The organism is Mesorhizobium sp. M8A.F.Ca.ET.021.01.1.1 (genome assembly GCF_003998025.1).
Lineage (GTDB): Bacteria > Pseudomonadota > Alphaproteobacteria > Rhizobiales > Rhizobiaceae > Mesorhizobium.
Genome location: NZ_RZSJ01000040.1, coordinates 1 through 19,589 on the forward strand (window position 1 = coordinate 1; position 19,589 = coordinate 19,589).

A 19,589-nucleotide genomic window follows, 5' to 3' on the forward strand; every position below is an offset into this window, starting at 1 on the left:
GGCCGGGGATGCCGAGGTCTTCGCCGAGATCCGCAAGCGCAAGGACAATTTCTGAGCGCCATGCGAGCTTCCTGCCGATGACCAGTTCCGCGCAAATCATAGCAACGTTCGCACTGAAGCCGCATCCGGAAGGCGGCTGGTATGCCGAAACCTTTCGCGACGAGGCCGGCGGTGCGCGCGGCCATTCGACCGCAATCTATTTTCTGCTGGAACGGCACCAGCTTTCAGCCTGGCATCGGGTCAGGGATGCCGCCGAGGTCTGGCATTTCCATGCCGGCGCGCCGTTGGCGCTGTCGATGTGTGAAGAAGGCGGCGCCGTTATCGAGCAGGTTCTCGGCATCGACCTCGCGGCGGGCGAAAGGCCGCAAATCGTCGTGCCGGCAGGCTGGTGGCAATCGGCGCGCAGTCTGGGCGAGTGGACGCTGGTCGGCTGTACCGTCGCGCCGGGTTTCGATTTCGCCGCCTTCGAACTGGCCGAGCCGGGCTGGCAGCCCTAACCCAGCAGGAAACCCAGGGTAATGGCGAGCTGGGCGGCGTAGTACAGCACCCAGACTGCGAGGCGCATCCAGGCGCGATGCGGCGAGATGGCGGCTACCAGGAATTTCTCCGTGGCAAGTAGCCCGTCCGATGCCATGAACAGCACGGCGCCGCCGATCACCCAGATACTGTTTGTCGTCAGCGCCGACATGCCCATCGCCAGGATCGCAAGGACATAGACGGCGATCGGGATACGCAGGCCGGGGCCGACACGGCGCCAGAGCGCTGCCAGCATCACGATCGCGAACACCGCCATGGCCAGTGCAATCGCGCCCCGCCAGGATTCGGCGGAAAGCAACTCCAATCCGCCACCGCTACGCAGCAACAGCGCGACATAGACGATGTGGGCGACGAGAAAGCTCGCCAGCCCGCCGAGAAATGCCCTTTCCCCGTCGCGCGACAGGAAGGCGTCGCCGATCGCGCTCAGCGTAAGGGCGGCAACCAGCAGCAGCGCGCCGCCCTGCATTGCGGCGAGTGCGGCGAGCATGGCCACAGAGAGCGTCTTTGCCGCCGAGCGGGCCAGCGTCGGCGGCATGCCTGATGTGAAGGCATAGATCACCGCCGCCACCATCGAAAAGATCAGCGTTGCATTGGCGTTGGCGTCGATGCCGCCGGCAAACGGCATCGTCATGCCCTGGCTCCGTCTTCGGATGCCCGGGCTCCACCTTCGGATGCCCCGGCTCCGCTCTCGATAGCAATGGACTTGCGCAGAAACAGCGACTTTGCCGCCAGCGCCGCGCCGCCGGTGATGAGCACGCAGGCGGCCAGAATGCGCAACGAAGGCTCGGCGACGCCGGCCGCGATCAGCACCAGCGTCGACAAAAGCGGCGCCGCGTAGCTTACCGCACCCAACACCTGGATGTTGCCGCGCTTGACGCCGATGTCCCAGGCATAGAAGGCCGCGCCCACCGGCATCAGGCCAAGGCCGAGCACGGCCAGCCACTGGCCGGCGCCGACCGGCAGCACTGTTTCCTCGAGCGCCAGGTGGCAGGCGAGCGACAGCACGGCGGTTGCCGCGCAGAACCAGGTGACGATGCTGGTCGGCACCGACGGGAAACGTCGCGACAGCAGTGAATAGGACGACCATAGCAAGGCGCAGACGGCGGCCATGGCATAGCCGAAGGTATAGCGACCATCGAAGGCCAGGCCGCCACCCTTGGTGACGATCAGCACGGTGCCGGCAAGGCCGAGCAGCGCGCCGACGACATGGTGCCACGCCAGTTTTTCGCCCGGCATCAGCGCCGAGCCGAGCACGATCAGCAGTGGCCAGAGATAAGCAATCAGGCTCGCCTCCACCGCCGGCGCGTTGCGCAGCGCGGTGAAGTAGAAGAAGTGGTAGCCGAACAGGCCGGCAATGCCGATCACCCACACCTGGGGTGGGATTTTCTGGCCCCTGTCGGCAGCCGGCATGAACAGCCGTGCGACTAGCCCGACCCCGGTGCCGATCGAGAAGGTGATCGCCGACAACAGGAATGGCGGCACCTTGCCGGATGCGTCCGTCAGCAACGCCAGCAACGCCCACATGGCGACCGCCGAAAAGCCGATCAGTGTTGCGCGCCCCATTTTGTCTCCAGTGGCGCGCCCCATTCTGTCCCCGGTGGCCTGCCTTATTGTACCGCTTCGAAACGTCCGGCGCTGATGGTCAAGGTGCCGATCTGCGTTCCGACCGTAGCGTGGATCGGCGCATATACGCCGGTTTGGCCAAGCGGTGCAAACGTCACCATCATGCGGCTCTTGCTCTTGAGATAATTGAGCGCCTTGCGGCCCTTGCGGTAGCCTGCCACCGGCTCGAAACCCATCTGGCAGGTGACTGTGTCGCCCTTGTAGCCCGGCACCGAGATCGTTCCTTTCGAGGCGTAGGTCAGCGTCAGGTCGGCGCGCATCTCACCATCATAGAACTTGACCTTGCGGCCGCAGACCTGGTCGGGGCTGTCGGCATGGATGACGGTGGCGGCCATCGGATCGAGTACCGATGCCAGATCGCCGGCACCGAGCGGTACCCAGGCCTTGGGGTCGCGCTTGCCCGGCGCGGGGATGACCTGCGTCGACGCCACGTTGCCATTGGCAAAGCGAATGTCGATCGAGGATGCCTTCTTGCCGGAAGTGTAATCGGCACGGAATGCCTGCGGCACCATTTTCTGCCCGGAGATCGTACCCTTGGACGAGATTGTGCCACGCGTGTCGTCGAACAGCTTGGCCAGACCCGCTGCGGAGACGGTGCCATTGATCGCATAAACGCCACTCTGATAGCTGCTGGAGAAAGTCGATCTCGCGATCGAGAGCCCCAGGAACGACACCGTGTATTCGCCCTTGAAGGATTGCGGCGACGCAGCCGACGCGGCGGACGGCAAGGCGATGGCAAGCGCGGTGACGAGCGCGTGAGACAAACGAGGCATGGCGGATCGGATCCTTGATTTTGGGCCGGAGGCGGGCGACTCCGGTCTGGCATGTCCCTATGAGACCGCTTATAGGGGGAAATCCGGCCTTAATATGAAATGCCGGGCGGTTCCGTGGCGAAGCCGGAGCTTGACGCCCCGGTGAAATGCAACTATGGAACGCCAACTTTTTCCATAAGGCCGCCTGACCAGAACCGCGCGCCACCCGGCGTGGGCACAAAGGTTTGGCAGGTCACGAAAGAACTGAAGGTTAGAACCCATGTCCCGCACCTGCGAACTCACTGCCAAAGCAGTCCAGACCGGCAACAATGTGAGCCACGCCAACAACAAGACCAAGCGTCGCTTCCTGCCGAACCTCGTCAATGTGACGCTGATTTCGGAAGCGCTGAACCAGAACGTGCGCCTGCGCATCTCAGCCAACGCGCTGCGTTCGGTCGAACATCGTGGCGGTCTCGACGCTTTCCTGGCCAAGGCCGACGTCAAGGAACTGTCGCAGCGCGCGCGCCTGCTGAAGAAGCAGATCGCCAAGAAGCTCGCCGAGCAGGTCGCTGCGTAACATCAGATAAGGCGGGGGACGACCGCCCCGGCCAACCTCTTGTTGGCCTCTGGCCAATCTTTTGTTGGCCACTGAGCATCGGATAGATCCGCAAGGCTCGACAATCCGATGCCCAACTGCGAAGCGGGCACCGCCCGATCGGCATGATGCTCCGCTGGTTCCATTACCCAGGATAAAAAAATGTCTTCTTTTTCGCGATACCTGCCTTTCGTGGCCGCCATGGCGCTTGTCGTCGTGGCGTCGAACATCCTCGTGCAGTTTCCCATGCAGGGCCAGATTGGCGGCCTGTCGCTCGCCGACGTTTTGACCTGGGGCGCGTTCACCTACCCCTTCTCCTTCCTGGTCACCGACCTTGCCAACCGGCGCTACGGACCTGCCGTGGCGCGCCGCATCGTCTTTGTCGGCTTCATGACGGCAGTGGTGTGCTCGATCCTGATCCCGCCCTTCCTGTTTCGCCATGGCTTCATCGAATTCGAGACGTCGGCCGACCGGCTGGTGCGTATCGCGGCCGCTTCGGGCGCTGCCTTCCTGACCGCGCAATTGCTCGACGTCACCGTGTTCAACCGGCTGCGCCGGCAGAGCTGGTGGCGGGCGCCGATCGTCGGCACGCTGGTCGGATCGGTGTTCGACACACTCGTGTTCTTCGGCGTGGCCTTTTCGGCCGCCTTTGCCTTCGCCGGCCCAAGCGACAGTTTTGCTCTCGAGAGCGCCCCGTTGATGGGCGTGTTTCATGTCGAGGCCATGCGTTGGGTGTCCTGGGCGCTCGGCGACCTCAGCGTGAAACTGATCATCGCTGTCGTGGCACTGATCCCCTACCGGCTGCTCGCCGCCCGCTGGAGCCAGCTGGCCGTTGCCGCGGCCTAAGTCGTGATTCCCTGGATCCAGCTGGACTCCGCGAAAACGCCTGATGGCCAACAGGAACTGCGGCTGAAACGGCGCGGTTCCGAATTCTCGATCATGCTCGGCACCAACGAGTTGATGAACAGCCGGCTGAGCGGCTCCGAGGAGGCGCTGGCGAGACTGTCCTGCCAGAAGATCGCGGGCCATCGGCAGCCGAGGGTGCTGATCGGCGGACTTGGCATGGGTTTTACGCTGCGCGCTGCTCTCGCCGAACTGGGCAACAATGCCGAGATCGTTGTCGCGGAACTGGTGCCGGCCGTCGTCGCCTGGGCGCGCGGCCCGATGGCCGAGATTTTCGCCGGCTCGCTCGACGATTCCCGCGTCACCATCCGCGAGGCCGATGTCGGCAAGTTGATACGGTCCGAGCCCGCAGCCTGGGACGCGATCCTGCTCGACGTCGACAATGGCCCCGAAGGCATCGTCCACAAGGGCAATGACGCTCTCTACAGCCTGGCAGGGCTCGGCGACGCGCGTAGCGCCCTCAAGCCGGGCGGCGTGCTGGCGGTGTGGTCGCAAGGCCCGGATGCCGGCTTCACGCGGCGGCTGAAACAGGCCGGCTTCGCCTTTGAGGAGGTCAACACGCGCGCCAACGGCAAGCGCGGCGCGCGCCATGTCATCTGGATCGCCACCAACGGCCGATGATCCTGACGTAAGGTCGGCCAGCGGGTCCGCCTCAGGCGATGTTCAGCGGGACTTAGGGCGATTCAGAGTTTGATAGAATCTTTGACCGCTCTAACTTCTTGTTTTTACGCAATTCCGGACGGAAAACCGCTACGCACTTTTCCTGGAATTGCCCTAGTTCGACTTCTGGAGCTCGGCGGCAAGGGCCTCCAGGAGCCCGCGTGTCCCCTCCTCCCGCTCCTTGGCGGAACGACACCGTCGAAGAAGGCGCCCTGGTCGGTATGATGGCGTTCCGCGGTATGCGGCGTTCGGCAATCCAGTCGGCGAGCGGGTGAGCGTAGGTCCGGTGGTGAAGCCGGTGTTGAATACACTCAGCTTCAGATCGTTGGGGCTGCCGCTCATCAATCCTGGTGCAGGATGAATTCCAGGTAGAGATTGCGCTGCAGGATCGAGTGGTTATCGTCGGAGATCAGCGACACCATCAGCGCGCCGTCATCGCGGGTCCAGACGTCAAGACCTTCCATATTGTCGATCTGGTAGCCCATGTCGGCCTGCAGCAGCACCGGCCCATCGGCGACGGCGCCCTTCTCGACGCTCTCTCCATAAATGCGCCGCAGCCGCATCTTGAGGCCGCCCGCCATGGTGAAACTGCGCTCCAGCAGCAAAAGATCGCCATCCGGCAGGAAGGCGCCATCGGTGATGTCGAAATCGTCGTTGCGCTTGACGGTGAAGACGCCCTTGTGCGGGCCTTCGATGATGGCGGCGTAGATATTGCCGGCCTTGTCGAGGCTCTTCTCCGAGACCACGACCAGGCCGCCCTGATGCTGGCCGTTGGCATTGGCATGGGTGACGGTCTCGAAGCCGCGATTCTGCCGCAGCTCCCGCGCCGGCACCAGGAAATCCAACTGCCGGAACGACCCCTTCATATTGTCTTGGTCAATCCTGAACTGGGCGACGCGATGGTTGCGCTCGAAACCAACGGTGGCGATGCCGTCCTTGACCGCAAGGCCCTCGGCGTCGACTTCCCATTTTTCGTCGATCGGCTGGCCGTTCTGGTCGACCATCTGCTGCATGCGAAAATTCTGGATGCCAACGGGCCGCCTGTCAGCGTCGCGGGCCACCGAGCCGAAGAACCAGTAACCGGTGTCGGCCACGCCGATGAAATCACTGCCGGCTTTCAGAAACCGGAAGGCCGACAGCGCCCCGAAATCACGTGATGGCGAGGTCATTTCCAGCCCGCCGACGAATTCGAGCTGGCCAAACTGCTTGTCGGTACGGCCAATATGGAATTCGGTGATCGGGCGGGCCGAGACCGCGACAGGCTCAACCGGAGCCGGGTCGGCCGAACCGGCTGGCGCCGAAGCCATGCCGGCAAGCAAGGCGAAGGCGGCGAAAAGCGTGTGCCGAAACCCGCCTCGGAAAAAGATCATCCGGCGCGCCGCATGCCGCCGCGACGCGTATCCTTCGCGCTTTCCTCGGCAAACAGCGAAGCCAGTTGCTCGGTCATGGCGCCGGCCAGTTCCTCGGCATCGACGATGGTGACGGCGCGCCTGTAATAGCGCGTGACGTCATGGCCGATGCCGATGGCCAGCAACTCCACCGGCGAACGCGTCTCGATCAGTTCGATGACGGCGCGCAGATGGCGTTCGAGATAATTGCCCGGATTGACCGACAGCGTCGAATCGTCGACGGGCGCGCCGTCCGAGATCATCATCAGGATCTTGCGCTGTTCGGGCCGGGCAATCAGCCGGTTGTGCGCCCACAAGAGCGCCTCGCCGTCGATGTTTTCCTTGAGCAGGCCTTCGCGCATCATCAGGCCGAGATTGCGCCGCGCCCGCCGCCACGGGTGGTCGGCCGACTTGTAGATGATATGGCGCAGGTCGTTGAGCCGACCGGGGTTCGGCGGCTTGCCGTCCTTCAGCCATTTCTCGCGCGCCTGCCCACCCTTCCAGGCCCGCGTGGTGAAGCCGAGGATCTCGACCGACACGCCGCAGCGCTCCAGCGTGCGCGCCAGAATGTCGGCGCAGGTGGCGGCGACCGTGATCGGCCGGCCGCGCATCGAACCGGAATTGTCGAGCACCAGCGTCACCACCGTGTCACGGAATTTGGTGTCGCGCTCCTGCTTGAACGACAGCGGCTGCATCGGATCGATGACCACGCGCACCAGCCGCGCCGGGTCGAGATAGCCCTCTTCCAGGTCGAAGTCCCAGGACCGGTTCTGCTGCGCCATCAGGCGGCGCTGCAGCCGGTTGGCGAGCCGTCCGACGACGCCCGACAGGTTGGCGAGCTGCTTGTCGAGGAAGGCGCGCAGCCGGTCGAGCTCTTCCTCTTCGCAGAGCTCCTCGGCGCCGACCGTCTCGTCGAAAGCTGACGTGTAGACCTTGTAGTCGATTTCCTTCGGCAGATTGGTGAAGGGATTGTCGTTGCGGCGCGCCTCGCCGGGGGTTTCGGCATCGGCATCGTCGTCATCCGACAGATCGTCGGCCGTCGCGTCGGAGGCTTCGGTCTCCGCCGACTGCTCGTCGTCCGCCGATGCCTCGGCGTCCTCGGATTGCGACTGCTCGGAGCCGGAATCGTCTTCGCCGCCCTCCTCGCTCTGTTCCTCGCCTTGCGGCTGGTTGTCGTCATTGTCCTCGGAGTCTTCGGTCTCCTGGTCGTCGCCGAGTTCCTCGGCCATTTCCATGGAGGCGAGCATCTCGCGCACGACGCGGGCGAAGGCCTGCTGGTCCTCGAGCTTTTCCGACAGGCCGTCGAGGTCCGCCTTTGCCTTCTCCTCGACCCACGGCCGCCAGAGTTCGACCAGCCGCTCGCCGTTCTTCGGCACCGGCCGGCCGGTCAGCTTTTCGCGCACCATCAGCGCCAGCGCCTCCTCGATGGGCGCGTCGGCCTTGTCCTTGACGTCGACGAGGTTGGCCTTGGCGTATTTGTCCTCCAGCATCGAGCCGATATTGTCGGCGACGCCTTGCATGGCGCGGCTGCCGATCGCCTCGACGCGGGCCTGCTCGACCGCATCGTAGATGGCGCGGGCAGCCTTGCCTTCGGGCGCCAGCTTGCTGTGGATGCGCACGTCGTGGCAGGCGCCCTTCAGCGCCATGGAATCGCCGAGCCCGCGGGCGATCGCGATGTCGGTCTTCGATGCCTTCTTGGGCAGTTCAGGCAGCCGCGCGCGGCTACCGGCCAGCGCCGGCCTGTCCTTGGCGAAGCCGACTTCCATCTCCTTATCGCCGGCGATGGCGCGCATGCAGACGGTGACGGCGCGCTTGAAGCTATCGGCTTCAGACCCCGTCTTCGACTTGTTGCGCGTATTGTCGCCCGGACCCGCCATCGACGCTCTGCTTAGCCCAGCACCACGTTGGCCGCGCTCTCGGGCAGATCCTGGCCGAAGGCGCGCTGGTAGAACTCGGCAACCACCGAGCGTTCCAGCTCGTCGCACTTGTTGAGGAAGGTCAGCCGGAACGCCATGCCGACATCGCCGAAGATCTCGGCATTCTCGGCCCAGGTGATGACGGTACGCGGGCTCATCACCGTCGACAGGTCGCCATTGATAAAGGCCGAGCGCGTCATGTCGGCGACGCGCACCATCTTGTTGACGATGTCCTTGCCCTTGGTGTCGCGATAGTGCTTGGCCTTGGCCAGCACGATGTTCACTTCATTGTCATGCGGCAGATAGTTCAGCGTGGTGACGATCGACCAGCGGTCCATCTGCGCCTGGTTGATCTGCTGGGTGCCGTGATAGAGGCCGGTGGTGTCGCCCAGACCGACCGTGTTGGCGGTCGAGAACAGCCGGAACGCCGGATGCGGGCGGATAACCCGGCTCTGGTCGAGCAGCGTCAGGCGGCCGGACGATTCCAGCACGCGCTGGATGACGAACATTACGTCGGGACGGCCGGCATCGTATTCGTCGAAGCACAGCGCCACATTGTGCTGATAGGCCCAGGGCAGGATGCCGTCGCGGAATTCGGTGATCTGCAAGCCGTCCTTGACCACGATCGCGTCCTTGCCGACGAGGTCGATACGGCTGACATGGCTGTCGAGGTTGACGCGCACGCAAGGCCAGTTGAGGCGGGCGGCAACCTGTTCGATATGGGTCGACTTGCCGGTGCCGTGATAGCCCGACACCATGACGCGGCGGTTGTAGGCAAAGCCGGCGAGGATCGCCAAGGTCGTCGCCTTGTCGAACAGATAGTCGGGATCAATGTCGGGCACATGCTCTGATGTCACCGAATAGGCCGGCACCACCATCTTGGACTCGAAGCCGAATTTCTCCTTCACCGACACCGTCGTGTCGGGCAGGTTGGCGATATCGCGATCGACCTTGTTCATATCTCTCAACGTCTCCACAAGCGAAACGTCGCGTTTCGCCGGCAATCGATTTTGTTCGGGGGCGGTCTTAAAGCCTTTTCCAACCTTATGAAAGTTGGAAAACGACACAAACCATAGGGTCGCTCAGCACAGGCCTGCCTGTTTGAGCACGCGATAGGCCTGAAGCACATCGCGGAACCGGTCTTCCGAACCTCTGTCGCCGCCATTCGCATCCGGATGGTGACGCTTCACCAGTTCCTTATAGCGCGCCTTGATGTCCTTGCCAGTCGCCTTTGTATCAAGGCCAAGCGTTTCCAGCGCCTTGGCCTCAAGGGGCTTCGCCTTGCGCTCGCGCGCCTCGCGCGGATCCTTCGGCCCCTTGAACAGGTCGAACGGGTCGCGCATGCGGTTGTAGTAGCCGGCGCGGCCGGAGCGCATCTGCGCCATATCGGGCGAGGAGCGTGTCGAGGCGCCGTTGACGCCCATCTTCCAGGTCGGCCGGTGGCCGGTCATGGCTTCCTTCTGGAAGCGCGCGACCTCGGTGTCCGGCACGCCGGAGAAGTAGTTGAAGCCCTTGTTGTACTCGCGCACGTGGTCGAAGCAGAAGCGGAAATACTCGCCCTCCTTCATGCGCCCGACCGGCGCGCGATGTGTGCCCGCCTCCTTGCAGCCATCCCACTGGCAGATCGGCGCGTGCGACTTCACCTCCGCGTCCTTGTCGGGGCGAACGCGAATCTTCTCGAAATATTTGGGATACGGCTTCATCTCACCCATTTATGGGGCGTTCGCAGATGCGAAACAAGAATTGACATTTTCGCGATCATCGCCCTAACCGCTGAATCGCGGCTTAAAGCAGGCGAATGACTGATTTTGTTGCGCGCCAGCGGCCTGGTGAGACCGATTTCCGGTTTTCACGGCAGCGCCAACCATATGTGGTGAAGGGAGAAAACGATGTCCATACAGGCGACCATGGAAGACAAGCTCAACAAGGCATTTTCGCCGGACCGGCTGGTCATCCTCAACGAAAGCCATCTGCACGCCGGCCATCATCACGTGGAATCCGGCCACCACGCCGAGTTCGACGGCACCGGCGAGACGCATTTCCGTGTCCGCATCGTCTCGCCGAATTTCGCCGGCATGAGCCGCATCGACCGTCACCGCGCCGTCAACGAACTGCTGGCCGACGAGTTGAAGGCCGGCGTGCACGCGCTGGCGATCGAGCCGGCGGCGCCGGGCGAACAGACGCGCTGGTAAGAACCGGTCAGATTACCGCTTCGATCAGAAACGGCCCCGGGCGAGACAAGGCAGCGGCGAGCAGCGCGTCGAACCGCTCGCAGGTATCCGCACGCGCAGCCTCCACGCCCATGCCTTTGGCCAGCGAAACCCAGTCCAGCGCCGGATGATCGAGATCGAGCATGCGCCGCGCATTCTCGCCGATCGCATTCACGCCGACATTCTTCATCTCGCCATGCAGGATCGCGTAGGTACGGTTGGAAAAGACAATCGTCACCACGTCGAGACGTTCCCGCGCCTGCGTCCACAGGCCCTGCACCGTGTACATGCCGCTGCCGTCGGCCTCGAGATTGATCACCTTGCGGCCGGGACAGGCGATCGCCGCACCCGTCGCCAGCGGGATGCCGCCGCCGATCGACCCGCCCGTGCCCATCATGTAATCGTGCGGCGCGGCAAAGGCCGACAGCGCGAAGAAGCGCCGCGCCGAGGTGACGGCCTCGTCGCAGACGATCGCGTCGGCCGGCAGCTTTCTCGCGACAGACAGTGCGATGGCGTCTTCCGTCAGCGGGCCGTTCGGCGTCGCCTCGTCGGGAAAGGCGCTGGCAACCACCGTCCGTTGCGACGGCTTGACGCCAAGTTCACCGCGAAGCGCTTCCAGCGCCGCATGCAGGTCCTGGCCGTGGCCGGCGAGCGTCAGCACCTGGCAGTCGTCACGGACAAGCCGTCCCGGCTTTCCCGGATAGGCAAAGAAGGCGACCGGCTCCTTTCCGCCGACCAGCACCAGGACATCGATATCCCTGAGCGCTGCCGTCGCCGCGTCGACCGGATAGGGGATGCGCGTCGGCGCGACACGTCCGCGCCCGCGCTGCATCCTGGCGATCAGGACCTCGCTGAACAGCCTGACATCGCAGGCCGCCGAAATCTGGCCGGCGATCTCGAGCGCATCGGCGCGCGCCGCCCGCCCGCGAACGATCATGCCAACACGGCCGGGCGCGGAGCGGATCGCCGCGGCAACCTGACGCACCGCATCCACGTCAACCACCGGCGGCGGTGAAAGGACAACCTTGCCGGGCGAAACCGCGTCAGCCTCCCCCCAGGCCGCGTCCGCCGGCAGGATCAGCGTCGTGACGCCCGGCGGCGTCAGCGAGGCGCGAAAGGCCGCCTCCGTGGCCGGCTGGACATCGGCAGGCCCTTCGATGCGGCGCACCCAGTTGGACATCGGCGCCGCCAGGCCTTCGATATCGCTGGTCAGGGGCGCGTCGAGCGGCAGATGGTATGAGGCATGGTCGCCGACGATGTTGATCATCGGGCTCCTGGCGCGCCTTGCGTTGTGCATGTTGGCAAGACCGTTGGCCAGCCCCGGCCCGGTATGCAGCAGCGTCGCTGCGGGGCGGTCGGTCATGCGCGCATAGCCGTCGGCCGCACCGGTCACCACGCCCTCGAACAGGCCAAGCACACAACGCATCCGCGGCTTGCGGTCGAGCGCGGCGACGAAATGCATTTCGGATGTGCCGGGGTTGGCGAAGCACACCGTAACATCATTGGCCAGCAGCACGTCGCACAGGACATCGGCGCCATTCATGCAAATTTTCTCCGTTCACGAAGAGCAATTGCACCCGCGCATGTCCGCGCCGCAATATTCCGCCGACGCTTTTGGCATGATCCAGCCACAGAATGGGCGAGCGACAATCGGCTGAGTCAACCGACCACCGATTTCAGGAACGTCAGCGCGGCGGCGGTCAGCGCATCGCCATCCCTGCCGAAATCGCGGTTGATCGACATATGCGTATACGCGCTGCCATCGAAGCGTCACCTCGGTGCCTGTGGCGCGCAGGCGCTCGGCAAAGGTCGTGGACTGCTCGCCGCGACCGTCGGCACGAGAATAGGCGATGAAGGTCGGCGGATGCTTGCGGCCGTCCACATAGCTCGCCGGCGAAAGCGCCGCCCATTGCGAAGCATCGGAAAACACGCGCGCATAGGCCCGCACCATGCCGCCATTTTCGGCGAGCGCGGCGAGATCATAGGCCCGGGTATCATCGAGAAGCAGCCCGGCGACGCCGGGCAATCCACCGCGCATGCCGGTCAGGGCAATCAGGTGGCAGCCGGCCGAATGGCCCATGCCGACGATGCGGTTGGGGTCGCCACCATGCCGGGCGATGTTGGCCCTGACATAGGCATAGGCCTTCTCGACGTCGCCCGCCTGGGTGGCGACATCGGCCTGCGGCAGCATACGGTAGTCGATGGAGACGAAGCAGAAGCGGCTGGCAAGCAGGAAGGCCGGCTTGGCGCCCACCTGGCTGCGTTTGCCGAGCCGCCAGGCGCCGCCATGAACGAAAAACACCACCGGCAGCCCGCTTGCGTCCTCCGGTGCATAAAGGTCGAGTCGAGCCGGTCCGTAGTCAAACGTTTCTGGCGCGGGCTGGCGCGGCACGGTCCATGCTTCCAAGGGCAGCATCGCCGCCAGGGAGGTCAGGATGAGGTTTCGTCGATCGATCATCGTAGTCTCCCGGCTGTGCAGGTCCAACAGTGCTCGCGGGCGCTACGCGCGTCCAGAACCGGGTCGCAACTCTCGCCGCCTCAGGCCGCATCAACGCGCTTCAATACCGTGCAGATCACGAAATCAATATCTGCCCCTTGACGACCTCGTCTGGCCATCACCACCTAAGTATTGGGTAAGCATTTCGGCCAGATGGCTGGCGTCTCGGGTTTCGATGCCAAATGCACGCGCGCTCCTAATAAAGGGAACCACCATGCGTTCCGGCAGTTGAATATGTGATGAGCCATTAGGTAGCCAGCACGGCTCTGAGGGCAAAGCACTATGCGCGACAATCAGTCCGACGTCTTCGACCTTTTTTCGGAGATTTATGCCAACGCCGCCCAGGAAGAAACCAGCCTCCAGCAGTATCTCCTTGCCTGCCGAGAGGACAAATCAATGTATGCCTCGGCGCCTGAACGGATGGTCGAGGCGATCGGCGAACCCGACCTGGTCGACACCAGCAAGGACGAACGGCTCGGCCGCATCTTTTCGAACCGCACCCTTAAAATCTATCCCTCCTTCTCCGACTTCTACGGCATGGAGGAAACGATCGAGCGTATCGCCGGCTATTTTCGCTATGCCTCCCAGGGACTCGAGGAGCGCAAGCAAATCCTCTACCTCCTCGGCCCTGTCGGCGGCGGCAAATCCTCCCTGGCCGAACGGCTGAAGAAATTGATGGAACAGCGCCCGATCTACACGCTGAAGGTCGGCAACCAGATCAGCCCGGTTTTCGAATCGCCACTTGGCCTTTTCAACCCCGATCGCATGGGCGACCTGCTGGAGGATAAATACGGCATAGCCCGACGCCGGCTGCATGGGCTCATCTCGCCATGGGCGGCCAAGCGACTCGACGAACTGTCCGGCGACATTTCCAAATTCAGCGTGGTCAAGTTGATGCCTTCCCGGCTGCGCCAGATCGGCATTGCCAAGACAGAGCCTGGCGACGAAAACAATCAGGATGTCTCGGCCCTGGTCGGCAAGGTCGACATCAGACAGCTGGAAAATTTCAGCCAATCCGACCCGGACGCCTATTCCTACAGCGGCGGACTGAACCGGACCACGCAGGGCCTGCTCGAATTCGTCGAGATGTTCAAGGCACCCATCAAGGTCCTGCATCCGTTGCTGACGGCGACCCAGGAAGGCAGCTACAACGGTACCGAGAATTTCGGCGCCTTTCCATACCAGGGCATCATCATTGCCCATTCCAACGAATCGGAATGGCAACAGTTCAAAAACAACAAGAACAACGAGGCCTTTCTCGACCGCATCCTCGTGGTCAAGGTACCGTATTGCCTGCGGATCACCGAAGAGCGGCAGATCTATGAAAAGCTGCTGCGCGAGAGCGACCTGGCCGCAAGCCCCTGCGCACCTGAAGTGATGGACATTCTCAGCCGATTCACGGTCTCGACCCGCCTTGCCGAGCACGACAATTCGCCGCTCTACACCAAGATGCGCGCCTATGACGGTGAGAACCTCAAGGAAGTCGATCCCAAGGCGAAGTCGGTCCAGGAATATCGCGATGCCGCCGGCGTCGACGAAGGCATGACCGGCGTAAGCACACGCTTCGCCTTCAAGATCTTGTCCCAGACATTCAACTACGACACCAAGGAGGTGGCTGCCGATCCCGTGCACCTGATGTACATCCTGGAAGAGGCGATCAAGCGCGAGCAGTTTCCAAAGGAAACGGAAGGCGCCTATCTCGACTTTATCAAGTCGGAACTGGCAACGCGCTATGCCGAGTTCATCGGCCACGAGATTCAGAAAGCCTATCTGGAATCATACAGCGAATATGGCCAGAACCTCTTCGACCGCTACATCGCCTATGCCGATGCCTGGATTGAGGACCAGGACTACAAGGATCCCGACACGGGCCAGATTCTCAATCGCGAGGTATTGGACAAGGAATTGTCGCAGGTCGAGAAACCGGCCGGCATCGCCAATCCCAAGGACTTCCGCAATGAAGTGGTCAAATTCACGCTGCGTGCCCGGGCGCGAAACCACGGCCGCAACCCGTCCTGGACAGGTTATGAGAAACTTCGCGAGGTCATCGAGAAGCGGATGTTCGGCCAGGTCGAAGACCTCTTGCCGGTGATCAGTTTCGGCTCCAAGCAGGACAGCGTCACGGAAAAGCGGCACAATGAATTCGTGCAGCGCATGGTGGAACGCGGCTACACCGAGCGGCAGGTGCGCCGGCTTGTCGACTGGTACATGCGGGTGAACAAGGCGGGTTAAGAGAGGCCCGAATGGTTCCATGCCTATTTTCATCGACCGCCGCCTGAATCCGAAGGACAAGAGCCTGGGCAATCGCCAGCGGTTCCTCAGGCGCGCTCGGGAAGAACTCAAGCGAAGCCTGCGCGATCAGATCCGCATCGGCAGGATCGCCGACGTGGATGCCGAGCACGCAGTGCCCATGCCCGACAGAGGCACGGGCGAGCCGACCTTCAACAACGCCAGGAACAGCGGCAGGCGCCAGTACATCCTGCCGGGCAACAGGCATTTCTCTCCTGGAGATTTGATCCCCAAGCCCGGCCAGGGCGGCGGCGCCGGGGCGTCGTCCCCGGGAAACACCGTGTCTGAAGACGACTTTCGTTTTGTGCTGTCACGCGAAGAGGTGCTCGATCTTTTTTTCGAGGATCTCGAACTCCCGGATATGGTCAAGCTCAACCTCAAGGAAATCCTTGCCTTCAAGCCGCGCCGGGCTGGCTTCGCCGCTACCGGTTCACCCACCAACATCAATGTTGGGCGCACGATGCGTAACAGTCACGGACGGCGTATTGCGCTGAGGCGCCCCAAGCAGGGCGAGTTGGACGCGATCCTCGAGGAAATCGCCATGCTCGAGTTGATGCGATCCAGCGCGGCGACGCGCCGGCACATTGCGACATTGCGCGAGGAGCTTGACCGGTTGGAGCGGCGGCGCAGGCGAATTGCCTATGTCGATCCCGTCGACATTCGATTCAACCGCTTCGACCCCCAGCCCGTGCCGAACGCCAACGCCGTCATGTTCTGTCTGATGGATGTGTCCGGGTCCATGGGTGAGCGCGAAAAGGATTTGGCCAAACGCTTCTTCGTGCTGCTGCACCTGTTTTTGAAACGGCGCTATGACCGGATCGAAATCGTCTTCATCCGCCATACCCACGAGGCGCAGGAGGTTGACGAGGAGACATTCTTCAACTGCACGCAAAGCGGCGGTACCGTCGTTTCCACCGCGCTCGAGGAAATGCATCGCATCATCGGGCAGCGATATCCGGCCAGCCAATGGAACATCTATGCCGCCCAGGCCTCGGACGGAGACAATTCCATCACCGATTCCGAGCGCTGCATAGCCCTGCTCGACGGCAGGCTCATGCGGCTGTGCCAGTATTTTGCCTATGTCGAGATCATCGACGAGCGCGAAGCCCATATATTCGGCACGACCGAGAACGGGACATCGCTATGGCGTGCCTATAGCGCGATCGACCTGAAATGGCCGAACTTCCAGATGAGCCGCATCGCCACGCCCGCCGATATCTACCCGGTCTTTCGCCAGCTCTTCGGCAGACAGCCGACTCTCCTCAAGAGAGCGTGAGGGAGCGATGGCTACACAAGCCGCCAATTCCGAACTGCTTTTTTCCGGATCCGACTGGGATTTTACGAAATTGTCGCGGGTCTATGACGTGATCGAGGCGATCGCGATCGAAGAGCTCCATCTCGATATCTATCCCGTGCAGATGGAGATCATCTCCTCCCAGCAGATGCTCGACGCCTACTCGTCAGTCGGTATGCCGCTGATGTACCGACATTGGTCTTTCGGCAAACACTTCCTCCACCAGGATCTGCTCTATCGCAAAGGCGGGCGCGGACTTGCCTATGAACTGGTCATCAATTCCAATCCCTGCATCGTCTATCTGATGGAGGAGAACACCATGGCCCTGCAGGCCTTGGTGACGGCTCACGCCGCGCTCGGGCACAACCATTTCTTCAAGAATAACCATCTGTTCAAGCAGTGGACGGACGCTGGAGCGATCCTCGGCTACCTGGACTTCGCCAAGAGCTACATTGTCCGTTGCGAGGAGCGGCACGGCCTCGCTGCCGTCGAGGCCATTCTCGATTCCGCCCACGCGCTGATGGAACAGGGCGTGTTCCGCTATCAGCGGCCGCCGAAGCTGTCGTCGGAGCGACTGCGCGAAGGGCTTCGCGAGCGTCTCGAATACGAAGAGCGCTCCTATAACGATCTGTGGCGCACACTGCCGCATTCGCAGCAAAGGGCCGACGTCAAGGTCCAGGACCCGGAGTGGAAGAAATCGCTCAACCTGCCCGAAGAAAACCTCCTTTATTTCCTGGAAAAGAACAGTCCGATCCTGGAGCCCTGGCAGCGCGAGATCATCAGGATCGTTCGCGTCATAGCGCAATATTTCTATCCGCAACGGCAAACACAGGTGATGAACGAGGGCTGCGCCACCTTCGTGCACTACACCGTGATGAACACGCTGTTCGACCGCGGTCGGATCAGCGAAGGCGCCATGCTCGAAATCCTGCGCAATCATTCCAACGTGGTCTTCCAGCCGGCGTTCGATGATCCGCGTTTTTCGGGCATCAATCCATACGCTCTCGGCCTCGACATGATGCAGGACATCAGGCGCATTTCGACCAAGCCGACGGCCGAGGATCGAGACTGGTTTCCCGACATCGCCGGCCACGGCAACTGGCGCGAGGTCCTCCTCGACGCCTGGGCAGACCACCGCGACGAGTCCTTTATCCGCCAGTACCTCAGCCCGGCCTTGATCCGGAAATGGCGGTTTTTTGTGCTCGGCGACGCTGCCGACCAGCCGCATTGTGAGGTCGCCTCGATCCACAACGAGCGCGGCTATGAAAAGATACGCGCCGCGCTCGCTCACAACTACGACGTCGGCGCGAACCGACCGGACATCCAGGTGGTGGATGTCGATCTGCTCGGCGATCGGCATTTGCGACTGCAGCACAAGGTGAAACAGGGCATCCATCTTGAGGACACCAGCCGCGACGCCACGCTTCGTCACATCCGGAGGCTTTGGGGCTATGAGGTCAGCCTGGCCGCCGTCGACGCTGAGACGGGCCTGACGGTCCATGAACGGTCGACGAGCCAGATCGCGGAATGAGGCTTGGTTGTTGCACCGATGCCGTGGCTCAGGCCCGGCGCATATCGATCAAAAAGTGCGCAGCGGCCTTGGGGCAACTAGCATAAAGACAGGCTTCAGGCGTCGCCGGCCGGCCGGATCCTGACCCTGGCAATGCGGTTCTTGTCGCGCTTCATCACGACGAAGCGCTTGCCGTGGAACGTAAAAGCCTGCTTCTCCTCGGGGATCGATTGCGCCTCGTGGATGACGAGGCCGGCAATGGTGGTCGCCTCCTCGTCGGGCAGGTTCCAGTCGAGCGCCCGGTTGAGGTCGCGGATCGGCACCGTGCCATCGACCACGATGGAGCCGTCTGCCTCCTGCTTGACGCCCTGGATGTCGACATCGTGCTCGTCAGCGATCTCGCCGACGATCTCCTCGATGATGTCCTCCAGCGTCACCAGCCCCTCGACCTCGCCATATTCGTCGACGACGACGGCGAAATGCGCCTTGCGGCGCAGGAAGGCGTTGAGCTGTTCCTGCAAGGTCGTGGTGTCGGGCACGAACCAGGGTTTTGAGGCGATCTTCATCACGTCGATTTGCGAGAAATCGTTGCCGACTTCGTTCAGCGCGCGCAGCAGATCCTTGGCGTGCAGCACGCCGACGATGTTGTCGAGCGAGCCTTTCCAGAGCGGCATGCGGGTGTGCGGGCTCTGCAGGATCTCGCGCACCACTGCCTCCGGCGCATTGTCGGCGTTGACCGAGCGCATATTCGTGCGGTGGACCATGACGTCGGAAACTTCGAGCTCTTCGAGGTCGAACAGGCCGCCGATGCGGTCGCGGTCCTCGCGCACCACCTGCCCGTCACGGCGGAAATCGTCGACCGCGCCGCGCAATTCGTCCTGGCTCGAGCGCTGCGGCTCGATGCGCGACAGTTCGTAGCCGAACATTGCGAGGAGACGCTTGCGCACGGCAACGACCAGCAGGACGATGATGGCAAGGACGGCGACGACGATCCAGCCATTGTCCATCTCAGCCGGCTTTCCGGCTGGCTGGATGGCTTTCCCTGAGGAACGACAGCACTTCCGAGGCCGGTACATCCTTGGCGATGAAGGCCTGGCCGATGCCGCGCGTCAGAATGAAGGTCAGCGCGCCGCGCGACACCTTCTTGTCCTGCGTGATGAATGAAAGCAGGGTATCCGCATCGGGCAAATGGCCCGGGATATCGGCCATCCGCCACGGCAGCCCGACGGCACGCAGATGCGCCTCGACGCGGGCCGCATCGTCGGGGCTGGCGAGATTGAACCGCGACGAGAACCGGTGCGCCAGCGCCATGCCGATGGCGACCCCCTCGCCATGGACAAGCCGAGCGCCGTCATACTGCGTGGCGGCTTCGAGCGCGTGTCCGAAGGTGTGGCCGAGATTGAGCAGGGCGCGGT

At 62.8% G+C, this 19,589-nt stretch carries 18 protein-coding genes and 1 pseudogene; 8 read left to right on the top strand and 11 right to left on the bottom strand.

The annotated features are described in order from the left end of the window. Positions 1 to 77: 77 nt before the first annotated feature. Positions 78 to 497, top strand: coding sequence for a cupin domain-containing protein (locus EOA36_RS05915; RefSeq protein WP_127276006.1), 420 nt, complete (start codon positions 78 to 80; stop codon positions 495 to 497). On the opposite strand, the gene EOA36_RS05920 is transcribed toward EOA36_RS05915, so the two are convergent. From EOA36_RS05920 to EOA36_RS05930, 3 genes are read right to left on the bottom strand one after another with little or no spacing between them, the layout of a single operon-like run. Further along, complete coding sequence (locus EOA36_RS05920; protein WP_127276007.1) at positions 494 to 1,168, bottom strand: lysoplasmalogenase; 675 nt, start codon at positions 1,166 to 1,168, stop codon at positions 494 to 496. The genes EOA36_RS05915 and EOA36_RS05920 overlap by 4 nt on opposite strands. Continuing rightward, positions 1,165 to 2,100: an EamA family transporter gene (locus tag EOA36_RS05925; RefSeq protein ID WP_127276008.1), complete on the bottom strand. Its 936-nt coding sequence runs from the start codon at positions 2,098 to 2,100 to the stop codon at positions 1,165 to 1,167. The genes EOA36_RS05920 and EOA36_RS05925 overlap by 4 nt, the downstream gene beginning before the upstream one ends. A 44-nt stretch (positions 2,101 to 2,144) precedes the next feature. Continuing rightward, positions 2,145 to 2,933, bottom strand: coding sequence for a DUF3108 domain-containing protein (locus EOA36_RS05930; protein ID WP_127276009.1), 789 nt, complete (start codon positions 2,931 to 2,933; stop codon positions 2,145 to 2,147). 259 nt (positions 2,934 to 3,192) lie between these two features. On the opposite strand from EOA36_RS05930, the gene rpmB reads away from it, so the two are divergent. The 3 genes from rpmB to EOA36_RS05945 all read left to right on the top strand — a co-directional run bounded on the left by rpmB (position 3,193) and on the right by EOA36_RS05945 (position 5,031). Then, positions 3,193 to 3,489 (top strand): 50S ribosomal protein L28, encoded by a 297-nt coding sequence (rpmB, locus tag EOA36_RS05935; protein ID WP_010911765.1) that lies wholly within the window; start codon positions 3,193 to 3,195, stop codon positions 3,487 to 3,489. Positions 3,490 to 3,669: 180 nt separating this feature from the next. After that, positions 3,670 to 4,353, top strand: a complete 684-nt coding sequence (locus EOA36_RS05940; RefSeq protein ID WP_127276010.1) for a queuosine precursor transporter — start codon at positions 3,670 to 3,672, stop codon at positions 4,351 to 4,353. A gap of 3 nt (positions 4,354 to 4,356) precedes the next feature. Beyond that, the gene (locus tag EOA36_RS05945; protein ID WP_127276011.1) at positions 4,357 to 5,031 is read left to right on the top strand and encodes a hypothetical protein; all 675 of its coding nucleotides are present in this window, start codon (positions 4,357 to 4,359) and stop codon (positions 5,029 to 5,031) included. A gap of 380 nt (positions 5,032 to 5,411) precedes the next feature. Here the strand turns inward: EOA36_RS05945 and EOA36_RS05955 are convergent, their stop codons facing one another. From EOA36_RS05955 to EOA36_RS05970, 4 genes are all read right to left on the bottom strand, one after another. Then, positions 5,412 to 6,440, bottom strand: coding sequence for an esterase-like activity of phytase family protein (locus tag EOA36_RS05955; protein ID WP_127276012.1), 1,029 nt, complete (start codon positions 6,438 to 6,440; stop codon positions 5,412 to 5,414). Next, a complete protein-coding gene (gene cobT, locus EOA36_RS05960) occupies positions 6,437 to 8,335 on the bottom strand; it encodes a cobaltochelatase subunit CobT (RefSeq protein ID WP_127276013.1) in 1,899 nt (632 codons plus the stop codon). Before cobT ends, EOA36_RS05955 begins: the two co-directional genes overlap by 4 nt. Positions 8,336 to 8,346: 11 nt before the next feature. Then, positions 8,347 to 9,333: a cobaltochelatase subunit CobS gene (gene cobS / locus EOA36_RS05965; RefSeq protein ID WP_127276014.1), complete on the bottom strand. Its 987-nt coding sequence runs from the start codon at positions 9,331 to 9,333 to the stop codon at positions 8,347 to 8,349. Between the two features lie 123 nt (positions 9,334 to 9,456). Continuing rightward, positions 9,457 to 10,086, bottom strand: coding sequence for a J domain-containing protein (locus EOA36_RS05970; protein WP_127276015.1), 630 nt, complete (start codon positions 10,084 to 10,086; stop codon positions 9,457 to 9,459). Positions 10,087 to 10,263: 177 nt separating this feature from the next. On the opposite strand from EOA36_RS05970, the gene EOA36_RS05975 reads away from it, so the two are divergent. After that, a complete protein-coding gene (locus tag EOA36_RS05975) occupies positions 10,264 to 10,566 on the top strand; it encodes a BolA family protein (RefSeq protein WP_127276016.1) in 303 nt (100 codons plus the stop codon). A 7-nt stretch (positions 10,567 to 10,573) separates the two neighbouring features. Here EOA36_RS05975 and EOA36_RS05980 read toward each other — a convergent pair whose 3' ends face one another. Both EOA36_RS05980 and EOA36_RS05985 read right to left on the bottom strand, forming a co-directional pair. Next, on the bottom strand, positions 10,574 to 12,127 hold the full coding sequence (locus EOA36_RS05980) for an acetolactate synthase large subunit (protein ID WP_127276017.1): 1,554 nt from the start codon (positions 12,125 to 12,127) through the stop codon (positions 10,574 to 10,576). A gap of 15 nt (positions 12,128 to 12,142) precedes the next feature. Next, entirely contained in the window at positions 12,143 to 13,042 is a 900-nt protein-coding gene (locus EOA36_RS05985) for an alpha/beta hydrolase (protein WP_245464260.1), read from the bottom strand. A gap of 321 nt (positions 13,043 to 13,363) precedes the next feature. Between EOA36_RS05985 and EOA36_RS05990 the strand changes: the two genes are divergently transcribed. Genes EOA36_RS05990 through EOA36_RS06000 form a run of 3 tightly spaced genes read left to right on the top strand, consistent with a single transcriptional unit; the run spans position 13,364 to position 18,195 of the window. After that, complete coding sequence (locus tag EOA36_RS05990; protein WP_127276018.1) at positions 13,364 to 15,313, top strand: PrkA family serine protein kinase; 1,950 nt, start codon at positions 13,364 to 13,366, stop codon at positions 15,311 to 15,313. Positions 15,314 to 15,332: 19 nt separating this feature from the next. After that, positions 15,333 to 16,646 (top strand): YeaH/YhbH family protein, encoded by a 1,314-nt coding sequence (locus EOA36_RS05995; protein WP_127276019.1) that lies wholly within the window; start codon positions 15,333 to 15,335, stop codon positions 16,644 to 16,646. A gap of 7 nt (positions 16,647 to 16,653) precedes the next feature. Then, positions 16,654 to 18,195 (top strand): SpoVR family protein, encoded by a 1,542-nt coding sequence (locus EOA36_RS06000; protein WP_127276020.1) that lies wholly within the window; start codon positions 16,654 to 16,656, stop codon positions 18,193 to 18,195. Between the two features lie 95 nt (positions 18,196 to 18,290). Here EOA36_RS06000 and EOA36_RS06005 read toward each other — a convergent pair whose 3' ends face one another. Both EOA36_RS06005 and EOA36_RS06010 read right to left on the bottom strand, forming a co-directional pair. Further along, positions 18,291 to 19,181 carry an HlyC/CorC family transporter gene (locus tag EOA36_RS06005; RefSeq protein ID WP_127276021.1) on the bottom strand — a complete coding sequence of 297 codons (891 nt, stop codon included), beginning with the start codon at positions 19,179 to 19,181 and terminating at the stop codon, positions 18,291 to 18,293. 1 nt (position 19,182) lies between these two features. After that, positions 19,183 to 19,589 (bottom strand): annotated as a pseudogene (locus tag EOA36_RS06010) (3-dehydroquinate synthase); the annotation flags it as partial.

Excerpts from the sequence above, each read along its gene's own strand:
- EOA36_RS05915 (WP_127276006.1), top strand. The coding sequence starts at position 78 with ATGACCAGTTCCGCGCAAATCATAGCAACGTTCGCACTGAAGCCGCAT.
- EOA36_RS05920 (WP_127276007.1), bottom strand. The coding sequence starts at position 1,168 with ATGACGATGCCGTTTGCCGGCGGCATCGACGCCAACGCCAATGCAACG.
- EOA36_RS05925 (WP_127276008.1), bottom strand. The coding sequence starts at position 2,100 with ATGGGGCGCGCAACACTGATCGGCTTTTCGGCGGTCGCCATGTGGGCG.
- EOA36_RS05930 (WP_127276009.1), bottom strand. The coding sequence starts at position 2,933 with ATGCCTCGTTTGTCTCACGCGCTCGTCACCGCGCTTGCCATCGCCTTG.
- rpmB (WP_010911765.1), top strand. The coding sequence starts at position 3,193 with ATGTCCCGCACCTGCGAACTCACTGCCAAAGCAGTCCAGACCGGCAAC.
- EOA36_RS05940 (WP_127276010.1), top strand. The coding sequence starts at position 3,670 with ATGTCTTCTTTTTCGCGATACCTGCCTTTCGTGGCCGCCATGGCGCTT.
- EOA36_RS05955 (WP_127276012.1), bottom strand. The coding sequence starts at position 6,440 with ATGATCTTTTTCCGAGGCGGGTTTCGGCACACGCTTTTCGCCGCCTTC.
- cobT (WP_127276013.1), bottom strand. The coding sequence starts at position 8,335 with ATGGCGGGTCCGGGCGACAATACGCGCAACAAGTCGAAGACGGGGTCT.
- cobS (WP_127276014.1), bottom strand. The coding sequence starts at position 9,333 with ATGAACAAGGTCGATCGCGATATCGCCAACCTGCCCGACACGACGGTG.
- EOA36_RS05970 (WP_127276015.1), bottom strand. The coding sequence starts at position 10,086 with ATGGGTGAGATGAAGCCGTATCCCAAATATTTCGAGAAGATTCGCGTT.
- EOA36_RS05975 (WP_127276016.1), top strand. The coding sequence starts at position 10,264 with ATGTCCATACAGGCGACCATGGAAGACAAGCTCAACAAGGCATTTTCG.
- EOA36_RS05980 (WP_127276017.1), bottom strand. The coding sequence starts at position 12,127 with ATGAATGGCGCCGATGTCCTGTGCGACGTGCTGCTGGCCAATGATGTT.
- EOA36_RS05985 (WP_245464260.1), bottom strand. The coding sequence starts at position 13,042 with ATGATCGATCGACGAAACCTCATCCTGACCTCCCTGGCGGCGATGCTG.
- EOA36_RS05990 (WP_127276018.1), top strand. The coding sequence starts at position 13,364 with ATGCGCGACAATCAGTCCGACGTCTTCGACCTTTTTTCGGAGATTTAT.
- EOA36_RS05995 (WP_127276019.1), top strand. The coding sequence starts at position 15,333 with ATGCCTATTTTCATCGACCGCCGCCTGAATCCGAAGGACAAGAGCCTG.
- EOA36_RS06000 (WP_127276020.1), top strand. The coding sequence starts at position 16,654 with ATGGCTACACAAGCCGCCAATTCCGAACTGCTTTTTTCCGGATCCGAC.
- EOA36_RS06005 (WP_127276021.1), bottom strand. The coding sequence starts at position 19,181 with ATGGACAATGGCTGGATCGTCGTCGCCGTCCTTGCCATCATCGTCCTG.